Origin of the sequence: Neorhizobium phenanthreniclasticum (genome assembly GCF_040066075.1) — a bacterium.
Classification (GTDB): domain Bacteria; phylum Pseudomonadota; class Alphaproteobacteria; order Rhizobiales; family Rhizobiaceae; genus Neorhizobium; species Neorhizobium petrolearium.
In genome coordinates, this window is sequence record NZ_JBEAAL010000012.1 from 87,950 (window position 1) to 102,337 (window position 14,388).

At 61.2% G+C, this 14,388-nt stretch carries 13 protein-coding genes; 6 read left to right on the plus strand and 7 right to left on the minus strand.

Going from position 1 to position 14,388, the window contains the following annotated elements:
• Positions 1-8: 8 nt before the first annotated feature.
• From ABK249_RS17085 to ABK249_RS17115, 7 genes are all read right to left on the minus strand, one after another.
• Positions 9-869, minus strand: coding sequence for a carbohydrate ABC transporter permease (locus ABK249_RS17085; protein ID WP_348863441.1), 861 nt, complete (start codon positions 867-869; stop codon positions 9-11).
• A complete protein-coding gene (locus ABK249_RS17090) occupies positions 866-1,795 on the minus strand; it encodes a carbohydrate ABC transporter permease (RefSeq protein ID WP_348863442.1) in 930 nt (309 codons plus the stop codon). The genes ABK249_RS17085 and ABK249_RS17090 overlap by 4 nt, the downstream gene beginning before the upstream one ends.
• The gene (locus tag ABK249_RS17095; RefSeq protein WP_037145724.1) at positions 1,792-2,277 is read right to left on the minus strand and encodes a hypothetical protein; all 486 of its coding nucleotides are present in this window, start codon (positions 2,275-2,277) and stop codon (positions 1,792-1,794) included. Before ABK249_RS17095 ends, ABK249_RS17090 begins: the two co-directional genes overlap by 4 nt.
• Before the next feature lie 7 nt (positions 2,278-2,284).
• Complete coding sequence (locus ABK249_RS17100) at positions 2,285-3,883, minus strand: GMC family oxidoreductase (protein WP_348863443.1); 1,599 nt, start codon at positions 3,881-3,883, stop codon at positions 2,285-2,287.
• Positions 3,884-3,922: 39 nt separating this feature from the next.
• Positions 3,923-5,149, minus strand: a complete 1,227-nt coding sequence (locus ABK249_RS17105) for a mandelate racemase/muconate lactonizing enzyme family protein (RefSeq protein ID WP_415926445.1) — start codon at positions 5,147-5,149, stop codon at positions 3,923-3,925.
• A gap of 186 nt (positions 5,150-5,335) precedes the next feature.
• Entirely contained in the window at positions 5,336-6,718 is a 1,383-nt protein-coding gene (locus ABK249_RS17110; protein ID WP_233469693.1) for an ABC transporter substrate-binding protein, read from the minus strand.
• A gap of 273 nt (positions 6,719-6,991) precedes the next feature.
• Entirely contained in the window at positions 6,992-7,915 is a 924-nt protein-coding gene (locus ABK249_RS17115; protein WP_348863445.1) for a LysR family transcriptional regulator, read from the minus strand.
• Positions 7,916-8,051: 136 nt separating this feature from the next.
• Between ABK249_RS17115 and ABK249_RS17120 the strand changes: the two genes are divergently transcribed.
• From ABK249_RS17120 to ABK249_RS17145, 6 genes are read left to right on the plus strand one after another with little or no spacing between them, the layout of a single operon-like run.
• Positions 8,052-9,602: an ABC transporter substrate-binding protein gene (locus tag ABK249_RS17120; RefSeq protein ID WP_348863446.1), complete on the plus strand. Its 1,551-nt coding sequence runs from the start codon at positions 8,052-8,054 to the stop codon at positions 9,600-9,602.
• Positions 9,603-9,623: 21 nt separating this feature from the next.
• The gene (locus ABK249_RS17125; protein WP_348863447.1) at positions 9,624-10,505 is read left to right on the plus strand and encodes a dihydrodipicolinate synthase family protein; all 882 of its coding nucleotides are present in this window, start codon (positions 9,624-9,626) and stop codon (positions 10,503-10,505) included.
• A 39-nt stretch (positions 10,506-10,544) separates the two neighbouring features.
• On the plus strand, positions 10,545-11,504 hold the full coding sequence (locus tag ABK249_RS17130) for a nucleoside hydrolase (RefSeq protein WP_348863448.1): 960 nt from the start codon (positions 10,545-10,547) through the stop codon (positions 11,502-11,504).
• Positions 11,501-12,475 (plus strand): nucleoside hydrolase, encoded by a 975-nt coding sequence (locus ABK249_RS17135; RefSeq protein WP_348863449.1) that lies wholly within the window; start codon positions 11,501-11,503, stop codon positions 12,473-12,475. Before ABK249_RS17130 ends, ABK249_RS17135 begins: the two co-directional genes overlap by 4 nt.
• A 4-nt stretch (positions 12,476-12,479) precedes the next feature.
• Positions 12,480-13,454: an ABC transporter permease gene (locus ABK249_RS17140; protein WP_348863450.1), complete on the plus strand. Its 975-nt coding sequence runs from the start codon at positions 12,480-12,482 to the stop codon at positions 13,452-13,454.
• Positions 13,454-14,386, plus strand: coding sequence for an ABC transporter permease (locus tag ABK249_RS17145; RefSeq protein ID WP_037145739.1), 933 nt, complete (start codon positions 13,454-13,456; stop codon positions 14,384-14,386). Before ABK249_RS17140 ends, ABK249_RS17145 begins: the two co-directional genes overlap by 1 nt.
• The last annotated feature ends 2 nt before the right edge of the window (positions 14,387-14,388 follow it).

Below are 14,388 nucleotides of genomic sequence, written 5' to 3' on the forward strand. Positions count from 1 at the left end.
ACCGCGATCTATCCCTTCGTCGCGCCATCCGCCAAGCCTTTGATAAGCCATTTCTGAACAAGCAGCGCAAAGATCACGACCGGAACGACAGTGATCGTGCCGACGGCAGTGAGCGCCCCCCAGTTCGCGCCGTTCACGGTGTCGCCCGCGATGCCGGCGATGGCGACTGGAATGGTCGAGGCATAGCGGTTGGTCAGCACCAGCGCGAACAGCAGTTCTTCCCAGGCGAGGATCATGCTGAAGATGAGGGTCGACAGCAGGCCTGGCAGCGAGATCGGCAGGATGATCTTGAAGAAGGCGCCATAGCGCGAGCATCCGTCGATCATGGCCGATTCCTCGAGTTCTTTTGGCAGGGCGAGGAAGAAGCCGCGCATCAGCCACATGACATAGGGGATGAGGAAGGTGCTGTAGGCGAGGATCAACGTGATGTGCTTGTCGGTAAGCCCAAGTTTACGCGCGACCAGAAACATCGGTACCGCGAGCGCAATGGGCGGCACGCCGCGCGACAGGAGGATGATGAGGCCTATCGTCCCGGCACCCCTGAGCCGGATACGCGCCAGCGCATAGCCGGCCATGGTGCCGACCACGATGGACAACAGGCCCGAGCCGGCGGCGACGATGATCGTGTTGACGATGCGCCTGACGATGTCGGCGCGCCGCATGTATTCTATGTAAGTGGCGAGCGTCGGCTCGAAGAAGAAGGTCGGCGGATTGGTGAAGATGTCGACCTGCTGCTTGAACGAGGTCAGCACCATCCAGTATATCGGAAACAGGAAGACGATACTGACGAAGATACCGGCGAGGATGCGGAGCCTGTGGCCCAACGTGTTGCGGGCATCGTAGGAGACGGTCGGGGCCCTGGCGCTCAAAACAATTCCTCCAATTTGCGGCTGCCGCGCAGGAAGATGCCGGTCAGCACCATGGTCAGGACCAGCACGATCACGGCCATGGCGGCGGATTCGGCAAAGCGCAGAGACCGGAACGCTTCCTCGTAGATGAAGAGATTGATGATGTTGGTAGCCTTGCCGGGGCCGCCATAGGTGGCGGCGAGCACGATGTCGAACATCTTCACCGCGCCCAGCCAGCGGATGACGAAGGTCGCCGCGATGATCGGCACCAGCAGGGGCACCGCAACCGACCACAATGTCGACCACCAGTTGGCGCCGTCGATCTTCGCTGCCTCGAACACGTCCTTGGGCAGTGCCAGCAGGGCGGCAGTGGCGATCAGCACGATGAACGGGGTCCAGCGCCACGTGTCGATGATGATGATCGCAGCCATGGCGAGCTTCGGATCGCCGAACCAATCGAGCGAGCCGATACCGGCAAGTCCCATCCAATAGTTCATGATGCCCCAGAGCGGATCAAGGATCATGCGCCACATGCCACCGGCAACCACCGGCGCCACGACCATCGGAATGATGAACAGGGCGCGCAGCGCACTGCGGCCCCACCATTCCGCATTGATAAGGAAGGCGATTCCGAAGCCGAGCGTGACCTGCAGCGGCAATGCGATGACCAGATAGATCAGCGTGACCTGCAGTGAATCCCAGAAGCGGTAATCGCCGATCACCTCCTCGTAGTTTGCCCAGCCGATCCATTCGCCGGCACCGAACGTTGCTATGTCGAAGGAGGCGAAGCTGATCTCGATCGTATAGAAGATCGGATAGGCGAGCATCACGGTCAGCACCAGGATGCTCGGCATCAGAAAGGACCAGCGTTCGAACAGGTCGCCGAACTGGTCCCGCCAGCGGGATCGACTGACGTCAGTTTTCGCCGGAGGTACGGATTTCATCATGATCGCGGCCCTCCTTCGCCGACTGCGCGATAGATTGGTCCGCGCGCCCGTACAGGATCGAGCAGCGACCAGTCGCCTTCCTCCACTTCATAGCCGAGCGGAAAGGGCGGACGCCCCTCTACGCCGATCGCCGCCATTACCCGGTCGTCGCGATAGTAGCAGCGCGCCGTCACGGCCTCCAGAACGCCTGCAAGCTCAGGCTCGGCGGAACGAAATTCGGCGAGCAGGGCGGCCTGCTGGTCGCGCGGCAGTGTCGCGAGGCGACCGCCGGCCCAGGCGTCGACAGCATCGAGCGCCTTGGAGAGCAGGGGCTTGTCTCGGCCGACCGAACGGAGAATGTCCGCATAGATCGCCGGATCGTCGGCGCCGGGCAGACCGAATTCCGTACTCGCCGGAATCATATGCCCGACGATTGCAAGCAGTGTTTGCCTTGCATCTTCGAATGGCTCTTCCGCTGGCTGGTTTTTTTCGAGTGCTGTCATGGTCGGTTCAATCGAAAAGCTCGTAGAGACGGGACTTGATCTGGTCGGCGATGTAGAGTGCCACCGCTTGGATCGTCGATGTCGGGTTGACGCCGCCAGAGGTAACGAACACGCTGCCGTCAACGATGAAAAGGTTCTTCACGTCGTGGCTGCGGCCCCATTCGTTGACCACCGAGCGCTCGGGATCCGCGCCCATGCGGGCCGTGCCCATCAGGTGCCAGCCGGCATAGGGCAGGGGCGCCTTTGTAGTGATGTCATGCGCGCCGGCAGCCTTCAGGATCTCGATGCCGCGGGCGACCGAATGATCCAGCATCTTTCGCGAGTTGTCGCTCAGCCGATAGGTAATCTTCGGCGCAGGAATGCCATCGGCATCCTTGAGATCCGGATCGAGCGTCACGCGGTTCGTTTCCTCCGGCAGGTCCTCGCAGACCGAGACCATGCCGGCGCTGTGGCCGAACAGCCGGCGGAAGGCGGCGTGATGGCCCTCGCCCCAGGGAATGAGGCCATCTGCCATGCCGTTGATCGCCGCACGCACCGGGCCGGTGCCGCGCGAGAACTGGTAACAATAGCCGCGCACGAAGCCGCGCGAGCGGTCGGTCTCGTAGAATTCGTGGCTCCAGGTGCAGATCGGCGAACCGCGATGCCCGTCCATCGGCTGGTCGAAATGGCCGCGGATCTGTGCATAGGGATGCAGCATCAGGTTCTTGCCGACGAGCCCGCTGGAATTGGCGAGACCGTTTGGAAAGCGGTCCGATGCCGAGTTCAAGAGTATGCGCGGCGTGCCTATGCCGTTGCCGGCCATGATGACGATCTCGGCCGGTTGGAAAATCTCCTTGCCGTCCGCATCGAAATAATACGCGCCAGTTGCCATGCCCGCCTCGTTTGTCTCGATGCGGCTGACTCGACAGCGGCTTCTGAGTTCGATGCGTGCGCGGATCGCCTCCGGCCAATAGGTGACGTCGGTGCTGCCCTTGGCGCCCTGTGCGCAACCGGACCCGCATTGGCCGAGATTGATGCAGGGCGCGCGTCCCTCGTATTCCCGTGTGACGATCGCGGCATCGGACGGCCACCAGTGCCATCCGAGTCTGTTCATCGCCTTGCCGAGCGTCTGGCCGGTACGGCCCATCGGGATCGGCGGCATCACCGCCTCTTTGGGCGGGTAGGCCGGGTCGCCCAAAAGGCTGGATATGCCCATCATGCGGTCGTTCAAGGCATAGAAGGGTTCCAGCGTGTCATAGTCGATCGGCCAGTCCTCGGCGATGCCGTCGAGGCTGCGAACCTTGAAATCGGAGGGGTGGAGCCGCGGATAATGCCCGGCGTAGAGAATGGTGCCCCCGCCGACGCCGTTGAAATTGGCGATCTTGATCGGCGAATCGTCGTCGTTGATGGGATAATCTGCGGCAAGTCTCCGGCGGTTCGGGCTGATCGCGAAATCTTCCGAAAGCCGCGCCTCCCAATCCCGTCCGGCGCTTGGATAGCCGGACGGTTTCTGCCAGTCCCCCTGTTCCAGGCAGAGGATGCGCATCTTCGTCTCGGCGAGGCTCCAGGCCACCGCCGCTCCGGACGCGCCCGCGCCGATGATGAGGACATCCACAGTTTCATTCATGATTGAAGCATGCGCCTCCCGCCGCTCGCTCGCTAACCATCATATCGAAAGCTTCGACGGCTCGGTACGCTTCCACATGCCCGCGGCCGGGATAGGGGGATATTTCGCAAGCATCTCTTCGATGGGCTCCGTGCCCCAGCCTGGACGGTCGGGGAGGATGAGATGGCCGTCCTTGTATTCCGGAACATGGGTGAAGAGTTCCTGGTCCCAGGCGACGCGGTCGATATCGGTCTCCATGATCGTGAGATTGGGTACTGCCGCGCAGAAATGCGCATTCATCATCGTGCAGAGGTGGCCATAGAAATTGTGGCAAGCAACATTGGTCTCGTAGGCTTCCGCCGCGGCCGCGATCTTCATCGACTGCCAGACGCCGTTCCACGGGGTATCGATGATGGCGACGTCGATTGCGCCTTCGCGGAAGAATGGCAGGAACTGTTGGAGACCGATCAACGTCTCGCAGGAAGCGATAGGGTGCCGGCTCTGCGAACGGATATAGGCGAGCGCCTTCGGGTCCAGCGTGTCGATCTCCACCCAGAACAGGTCGAGATCGGCGATTTCACGCAGGATCTTCACGTATCCATCGGTCTTCGCGTTGAAATTGAGGTCGAGCAGCATGTCGATGTCGGGGCCTGCTTCCGCACGCATGACCTCGAGATGCCGACGCAAATCCTTGAGTGTCTTGCGTTCGACGTTGCGGCTTGTCTCATAGGGACGGCCGAAGCCCGGCGACCAGCCTTCGATGCGATCGCGCGCATCATAATGGAAGATGTTGGTCTTAAGGGCGGTGAAACCTTTTTCTCCGACCTCGCGGGCAATCTGCTCGACGCCCGAGATATCTGTGATGCCGGGCGAATAATGCTGCGTGCGGGTGCGGTAGGATACGCAATGGGACCAATAGACCCGGATCTTGTCACGCACCTTGCCGCCAAGCAGGACATGGCAAGGCACCTCCAGCGCCTTGGCCTTGATATCGAGAAGCGCGTTCTCGATCGCACCGAGCGCCTGACCGACTACGCCGCCGGAACCCGGCCGAGTGACATTGCGCAGATCCTCGCGGATATGCTCGTGATGCATCGCGCTCTTGCCGATCATGCGACCGGAGATTTCGTTGATCACCGCCGATACCGCGGGCGAGCCGAAATATTCATCGAATTCGCTCCAGCCGACGATCCCGTCTTCGGTCGTGATCTTCAGGAAATGGTAGTTGCGCCAGGAGTTGCTGCAGGACAGGGTCCTGACTTCGCTTACAATCGCTTTCGTTGGCATCATGTTCCTCGGTCAGTTCGGGTGCGGCAGGTGCCGCCCGGATATGCGATGCCGAAAGCATCGACACGGGATTGGCTGTCCGGTCCGCGAGGCGGGCCGGTCTTCCTGGAAATACGGCCGTCAGGCGTTTCACCGGCGGCGAACGCATGGGTGCTGGGGCAGCACCCATGCGGTAGGGCCCGGTTCTTATTTGAGGACCTTGGCAATCTTGCCGGCAGCCGTCTTCAAGGCTTCCTCGGGAGAGGCCTGTCCGGCAAGGCCGCGGGCGATCTCGTCCGCCAGGATCTGCTGCGCCGCATCCGATTTCGGGTTGCGGATGCGCCACATCTTGCCTGTGGCGGCGACGTCATAGGCGTTCTGGAGGGTCTTGTAGATCGGCTTCAGCCATGCCTCGGACGGCTCGCTCGCCAGTGTGGACTTGCGCGCGGGGAAGGAACCGACCATCGAGGCGTTGATGCTTTCGCCCTGCTTTGAGGTCAGCCACTGGACGAAGGCCCAGGATGCATCGAGCTTCTCCGTTTTGCTGCTGACGCCGGCGATCCAGATGCCACGGTGCGTGCCGGCACTGGTACTGCCGACCGGCAGGACCTGCACGCCGACATCCTCCACCGTAAGCGTGGTCGACTGCTTGTCGACGGCGGTCGCCTTGTAGACGCTACCCCAGGTGATCATGTTGGCGACGATACCCTGGCGGAAGGCCTGAAGTGACTCCGAGAAGCCGTGGCCCAGCGCGCCGGGTGGTGCGAACTCCAGCAGGCGCTTGTGCATTTCCAGCGACTTGGATCCAACCTGGTTGGCGAAAGCCGGGGCACCGGATGCATCCAGCAGCGCGCCGCCGTTCGAGTTGAGGATCGACTGCCAGATTGTAGGGGTCAGCGGTTCGCGTACGAAATAGGTGTCAATCGCCCAGGAGTCCGGCTTACCGTCGCCATTGGTATCCTGAACCAGCTTCGGCGCGTTGGCGAAGAACTGGTCCCAGGTGATCTGTGGCGTCGGTTCCGGCACGCCGGCCTTTTCGTAGAGCGCGCGGTTGTAGAACATCAGCAGCATGTTGGAACGGACCGGCACTGCATATTGCTTTCCGTTCCACTCGCCGGCCGCCAGCGGTGCGGCATTGAAGTCGTCCCAGTCGTAGCCCTTGTCGGTCATGGCCGAGATCTCGTCGCTCTTGAGATCTTTCAGCGCCCCGATCTGCGCGAGTTGCGGCACCCAAGGATCATCCGCCAGAAGAATGTCGTATTCCGGCTGAGGGCTGGTAGCGTCGAGCATCATCTTGGCCAGCAGCTCGGTATAGGGCACGCCGTCGATGCGTACCTTCACGTTCGGAAACGCCTTGTTGAATTCCGGAACGAGGATCGTCTGCCAGCTGTTGGCGAAGGCCTCGTTGGCCATGATCTTCACTTCGACCGGATTACCTGTTGCGCCCAGCCCGCCTTCCGCATTTGCGGCAGCAAGGGGCATAACCGCCAGGATCAGCGATCCGGCCACACCCTTGAGGACAAATCTCCTCCCCGCGCTTGTCTTCTTCTCCATGCCTTCCACGATTTCCTCCCTTGTCGTGCTCTGCATTCCATATTCTATAGAATATTGAAAAAGAGATCGTCAAGTGGGAGGATTGCCTTGGCAATGACAATATCGATCAGTCTCGTGCTGATTTCCGCGTCGGCAGAATCGGATCGGTTGGTCCTGTTGATCGCGGGGCTGGTCGGAAGGCCGATGAGGCGTGGAGTTTCGAACACAATGCTCGGCCCGGAGGCAGGAGAGGATGTGCATCCGATGAGGTGGTGGCATGATCGCTGCGACCAGAGAGGCAGATAACCGTGCCTCAGGCCCCAGTTACTTTCATGTGGGAGGGTTAAACATAGGGTCAACCGGGTTGTTGAAGGGCCGCTCCATCAGTTCGCGCACCCGTTTCACTATATCATCCAGCACGGGAATGCGCTGACCACCTGAAGGACGAATCGCGAAATAAGAGACGTCGATTCTCGGCTCGAACGGGATGGCGACGACTTTGGCCCCCGCGGAGTGAAGGCTCGTACGGTCGACGATGCCTATCCCTATTCCGGATGCTGCGAAATGGCAGCAGTTCAGCATGGAGGTTTCCATCGTGCTTGCCGGCTGGTGGTCTTCCCTGGAAAACGCGCGGTCCAGCGCGAGCCTCAATGGAGAATTGCGGCCCGGGATCAGGACGCGTTCGTCCATAAGGTCGGCGGGCGTGATGATTTTCCGCGAGGCCAACCGGTGGTCTGGCGCCATTGCGGCGACAGCAGAGGAGCCATGCAGCAGGACCGCATTCTTGTCCGCCATGCGAGGGGAGCTGAAGACGAAGCCGAGATCGTAGCGGTTCTTGTCGACCATGTCCCAAATATGCCGGCTGTTCTCGACATCGATCACTAGCGGGATGTCTAGGCGGTTTCCCACGACGTCGATGATTGCCTGATGCAGGAAGGGCCGGACCAGCGAGGTGACGCTTGCGATCCTGAGCACGATGTTCTTGTGTCGGCGGATATCGTCAGCCGCCTGGGCGATCTGGTCTAGGCCGAGATAAAGCCGCTCGACTTCGCGGAAGAGCTGGGTTGCCTCGGCAGTTGGTACGAGCCGTGCCCCGACCCGTTCGAATAACGTGATCTGGACGATTTCCTCCAGATCGCGGATGAGGCGGCTGACGGCAGGCTGCGTCACGTTCATGGCGTCGGCGGCCGCGGTGATGCCGCCGGTCATCATTACGCTCCTGAAAGCTTCGACCTGTCGTGGTTTCAATCGCATGTGCATACCCTTTCCATAACATTAGGGCATGAACTGAACACGAAATGCAATTTTTCTTTTGCTTGCGGACGCTTTAACTGCGTTTCCAATCCGCAGGGAGAGTGCGGATTTCGGAAACACCCGGAGGAGCTCCAACATGAAATTCCTTACGATCGCAGCCGCATTGGCAGCGTCCGTTTTTTCCGTACCGTTTGCAGGCCATGCCGCAGACCTGACGGTCGGATTGGCCGCATCGACCACGTCCATGGATCCGCAGTTCTACGTCGTCGGCCCGAACAGCGCGATGGCGCGCAATATCTTCGACGGCCTCGTCAATCAGGATGCGAAACAGCAGATTCAGCCGGCGCTTGCCACGTCCTGGAAAACGATCGACGACACGACCTGGGAGTTCAAGCTGCGCCCGGGTGTCAAGTTCCACGACGGCAGCGACTTCACTGCCGAGGACGTCGTTGCCAGCATCAAGCGCGTCCCTCTGGCTTCCAAGAACAGCCCGAGTTCGTTTGCTGCCTATGTGAAGGCGATCACCGAGATCACCGCCGTCGATCCGCTGACGGTCCGCATCAAGACCGATGGCCCGACGCCGCTTCTGCTCAACAACCTGAGCCGCATCGCCATCCTTCCGGCCGAAATGGAAAAGACGACAACGGAGGAGATGAATTCCGGCAAGGGCGTCATCGGCACCGGCCCGTTCAAATTCGTCTCCTGGACGCCGGACGACAATATCGTCGTCGCGCGCAACGACGATTACTGGGGCGAGAAGGCGGCCTGGGACAAGGTGACGTTCCGGGTGTTCAAGAATGCCAGCGCCCGTGTTGCCGCCATGCTTTCCGGCGATGTCGATATGATCGAAAGCATTCCGACCGCCGACACGCGCAAGCTCCAGGCATCCGACAAGCTGAAAGTCGTCAATGTCGCCGGCAACCGGATCATGTACCTGCACATGGACCAGGGCCGCGAGGAATCGCCTTTCGCAAAAGGGCCTGACGGCAAGAACCCGCTTTTGAAGCCGGAAGTGCGCCGCGCGCTCTCGTTGTCGATCAACCGCGAAGCGCTGGTCGACCGCATCATGGACGGGCAGGGGGTGCCGGCCGGTCAGGTCGTTCCGGAAGGCTATTTCGGCTATGACCCCGCCATCAAGGTCGACCCCTACGACCCAAACAAGGCCAAGCAGCTTTTGGCCGATGCCGGTTATCCGGACGGCTTTTCGCTGACCTTCCACGCCTCCAACGACCGCTATCCGAACGATTCCAAGGTCGCGCAAGCGATTGGCCAGTTCTTCAGCCGCATCGGCATCAAGACGGAAGTCGTGACGCTGCCGGGCAGCGTCTACTTCACCCGCGCTTCCAATCTGGAGTTCAGCTTCATCATGGGCGGCGCCGCGGTCGAAACCGGCGAAGCCTCCGGCGTGCTCGGCCCCATTCTCGAAACCTACGGCGAGAAGGCCGGCCAGGGAAATCGTGGCCGTTACTCCAATCCTGAGTTCGACAAGGCGCTGAACGAGGCTCGCGGCACGCTGGACGATGCCAAGCGGGAAGAGCTTCTGAAGAAGGCGACCGAGATCGCCATGACCGACCTTGGCGTCATCCCGGTCTTTTATCTCGCCAATACGTGGGCGGTTAATAAGGACCTTTCCTATGAGGGCCGTTCGGATGGCTACACGCTTCCTTATTACGTGAAGCAGAACTGACCGCGGCAGAGGCGATCCATCATGTCTTTCGGCGGCGTTTTTCCCTACCTTGTTTCGCCCATCGACCAGTCGGGTGCGGTCATGGAGGGCGTGCTGACCGACCTGGTGGATCACCTGATCGGACAGGGCGTCCATGGCCTGACGCCACTCGGCAGCACCGGTGAATTTGCCTATCTCTCCCAAGAGCAGCGGCGCCACGTCGTCGGCACGGTGATCTCGGCCAATCGCGGTCGGGTTCCCGTCGTCGCCGGCGTGGCGTCTACGTCGACCAGCGATGCCGTCGCGCAGACGGAATACATGGTCGAGGCGGGCGCTGACGGCATACTGGCTATCCTCGAAGCCTATTTCCCGATCAGCGATGACGGCGTCGAAGCCTATTTCACGGCGATCGCCAAGGCCGCCCGAGGTCGGCCGGTGGTGCTCTACACCAATCCGCAGTTCCAGCGTTCGGACCTGACCCTACCGGTCATCGAGCGGCTGAGCCATGTCGAAAACATCCGCTATATCAAGGATGCCTCGACGAATACGGGGCGTCTTCTCTCCATCATCGAGCGGACCCGCGGCCGGATGGAGGTGTTTGCCGCCTCCGCACATATTCCGGCCTGCGTGATGATGATCGGCGGAGTCGGCTGGATGGCCGGTCCCGCCTGTGTCGTGCCGCGGCAGAGCATTGCACTTTATGAAGCTGCGAAGGCGGGGGACTGGGCCAAAGCCATGGAACTGCAGCGCCCGCTTTGGCGCGTCAACGAGCTATTCGCGAAATATTCGATCGCCGCCTGCATCAAGACGGCGCTCGGACTCCAGGGTTTTCCGGTTGGTGCGCCGATGGCGCCACAGATGCCGCTCAGCGAGGCTGCCCGTGCCGAGATCGGTGCGGTTCTGCGTGATGTCGGCGCGCTCTGAGCACCGGCATGCGACTGACAATTCAAAGGCAATTTCGAAATGACTCCCATTCCGATCATCGTTGACTGCGATCCGGGGATCGATGATACGATCGCGCTCCTGACCGCTTTCGTTTCACCGGAACTCGATATCCTGGGCGTCACGCCCGTTTGCGGCAACCAGCCGCTGGAGCGCACCGTGCGGAATGCCCTTCAGGTCTGCGAACTCGGACGAAGAACGGAGATTCCGGTCTATGCCGGCTGTTTCCGCCCCATGTTTCGCGAGCCGATCTACGGCCAGTTCCATGGCCAGACCGGGCTTGGGAATACGGTGCTGCCGGATCCGGTGAAGGCGGTTGAAAAGAAGTCCGCCGTCGATTTTCTGATCGACACGCTGATTGCCGCAGCAGCCCTGCGGAAGCGCATCACCATCTGTTGCCTCGGACCGATGACCAATGTCGCGGTGGCGTTGCGGATGAGCCCGCAGATCGCCGAGGGCATCGAGCGCATCGTCATGATGGGTGGCGCCTATCGCGAGCCCGGCAACCGGACGATGACGGCGGAATTCAACGTGCTGGCCGATCCGCATGCCGCGCATGTCGTCTTTTCGAACGGCATCCCGATCGTCGCGCTGGCGCTCGATGCGACGCATCAGGTGATGCTCAAGCCGGAGCACGTCGCGCAGTTCTCGAGTGTCAGCGGCCGGATCTCCGAAACGCTTGCGGAACTGATGGCGTTCTGGGATCGCAACGACGTGCGCCGTTACGGCTCGCGCGGCGGTCCGCTCCATGATCCGCTGGTGATCGCCTATCTGCTGGCGCCGCACCTCTTTAAGACCGAGCGCGCCCGTGTGTTCGTCGAGTACGAAAGCGAGCTGTGCATGGGCCAGACCGTTGCCGACTGGTACGGCAAGAGTGGCCAGGAGCCCAATGCGGACATCGTCACCAGGGTCGATGCGGAAGGCGTGATCGCCTTCTTCCTGGAGCGTCTATCACGTTATGCCGAAAAGGCCGTCGCATGAGCCGCACCCGGATCATCATCGATGCGGACCCCGGCGTTGACGATGCGGCGGCCATCCTCATGGCACTGGCATCGCCGGAGATCGACGTGCTCGGCCTGTCGATCGTTGCCGGAAACGTCCCGTTGAAGGATACGGTGACCAATGCCTGCAAGATTGTCGGCGTATCGGGACGCATCGATGTGCCGGTTCATGCGGGCGCTGCAGGTCCGCTGGTTCGCGATCAGGTCTTCGGCAAATATGCCAGGATCGGTGCGTTTAGCGATGAACTCGTCGCCCGCAGCAGTATCGTCCCTTCGGACGCACATGCGGTGCAGTTCATCGTGAGGTCGGCACGCGAGGCGGCTGAGGCCGGTGATCCGATCACAATCTGCGCGATGGGACCGATGACCAATATCGCGCTCGCCCTGATCCAGCATCCGGACGTGGCGCGCGGAATCCGCCAGATCGTCTCCATGGGAGGCGCATTCACGGCGCTCGGTCACCGCACGCCATGGGCCGAATTCAACATCTACGCAGATCCCCACGCGGCCGAAATCGTCTATCGTTCCGGCGTCCCGATCGTGGTGATGCCGCTCGACATGACCTTCCTGGCCCTGTTCACGGCACAGCATTTCGAGAGCTTTCGAGACAGGGGCGGCCGCGCGGGCGGCGCGCTCTACAATCTCTTCTCGGCCTTCGATCGCAGCGATATCAAACGCTTCGGACGCCCGGGCGGGCCTATTCATGACGCGACGACGATCGCGTGGCTGATCAAGCCTGAACTTTTCACGAGCCTCAGGGCTACCGTCGGCACCCAGGTAACCGGCCTCACGTTGGGTTATACCTATGCCGATTTTAACCAAAAGATGGGCTATGTCCCGAACGCCACCGTGGTGACTGACGTCGACGAGGCCGGGTTCATCAATCTGCTGATCGAGCGCATCTCGCTTTACGGAAGTGTCGCGCCCGGTCCCAAATTACCGGGAGGTTGAATCTATGAGCGGTTATCTTTTAAGCCGATCGATCCAAACGGTTCTGACGCTATTCGTCATGTCGGTTCTGGTCTTCGTGGGCCTCTATCTCGTCGGCAATCCGGTCGACGTCCTGCTCAGTCCGACTGCCACGCCGACCGAGCGCCTGCAGGTCATCCAGTCGTTCGGCCTCGACAAGCCGGTCTGGGAACAATACTGGCTATTCCTGACCCGCGCGCTCTCCGGCGATCTCGGCAATTCATTCGTCTTCAACCAGCCGGCGCTGACGCTGATCCTTAACCGTATGCCGGCGACGTTGGAACTTGCCTTTGTCGCTCTGGTGATCGGGCTTGTTTTCGGCATTCCACTCGGCGTCTATGCCGGCCTGAAGCCAAAAAGTCTCGTTTCCAAATCGGTCATGACCTTCTCGATCCTCGGTTTCAGCCTGCCGACCTTCTGGATCGGCCTCGTGATGGTCATGCTGTTCAGCGTCAAGCTCGGCTGGCTGCCGTCATCCGGGCGAGGTGATACGGTGTCGGTTTTCGGCGTCCCCATCAGCCTCTTCACGCTGGATGGCCTGTCCCATCTTCTTCTGCCGGCGCTGAACCTTGCACTGTTCAAGATATCGCTGATCATCCGCCTGACCCGCGCCGGTGTGCTGGAGACGATGCAGCTCGACTTCGTGCGTTTCGCCCGCGCCAAGGGCCTGCCGGAACGTCACATCGTTCTCGTCCACGTGCTGAAGAACACGCTCATTCCGCTGATCACCGTGATCGGCCTGGAACTCGGTTCGCTGATCGCCTTCGCCGTCGTTACCGAAACCATCTTCGCCTGGCCGGGCATGGGCAAGCTGATCATCGACGCCATCGCCGTCCTCGATCGGCCCGTCATCCTCGCCTACCTGATGATCACGGTCGTGATGTTCAGCGTCATCAACCTTTTCGTCGACATCCTCTATTCGGTCGTCGACCCGCGCGTTCGTCTTGAAGGGAATTCGTGATGAGCCAGGACACAAACGCCGCAAGCTCGGTACATGTCGGCAGCGGTCAGGCGCACCGCTCGCGGTCGCCGTTCCGCCAGACGATTTCCGCCCTTCTGAACGACAGGCTGGCGCTCGCCGGCATCCTTCTGGTGCTGGTCTTCATTCTCGCCGCAGTCTTCGCGCCGGTAATCGCACCGCAGAATCCCTACGATCTGTCACAGCTCGATATTCTCGACGGCCGGCTGCCGCCGGGCTCTGCGAGCATGAGCGGCATGGTCTATCTGATCGGCACCGACGACCAGGGCCGTGACCTCCTGAGCGCCATCCTCTATGGCTTGCGCACCAGTATCCTTGTGGGCATCTCCAGCGCAGCGATCGCACTGGTGATTGGCGCCTCGATCGGCCTTGTCAGCGCCTACGCCGGCGGCAGGCTCGATTCCTTCCTGATGCGCGTCGTCGATATCCAGCTCAGCTTCCCCGCGATCCTGATCGCCTTGATCTTCCTTGCCATCCTGGGGCAGGGCGTCGATAAGATCATCCTGGCGCTGATCGTCACCCAGTGGGCCTATTATGCCCGCACGATCCGCGGCTCGGCACTGGTGGAACGCAAACGCGCCTATGTCGATGCCGCCCGCTCGATGGCGCTTCCCGACCGGCGCATTCTCTTCCGGCATATCCTGCCGAACTGCCTGCCGCCGCTGATCGTCGTCGCGACCATGCGTGTCGCCTATGCGATCATGCTCGAGGCTACGCTTTCCTTCCTCGGCATCGGCCTGCCGGTTACCGAGCCGTCTCTCGGCCTTCTGATCTCGAACGGGTTCGAATATCTGCTGTCCGGCGACTACTGGATCAGCTTCTTTCCCGGCCTCGTCCTTCTGTTGCTCATCGTCGCGATCAACCTGATCGGCGACAGCCTGCGCGACATCCTCAATCCTCGGCGGGAGGGCTGAGC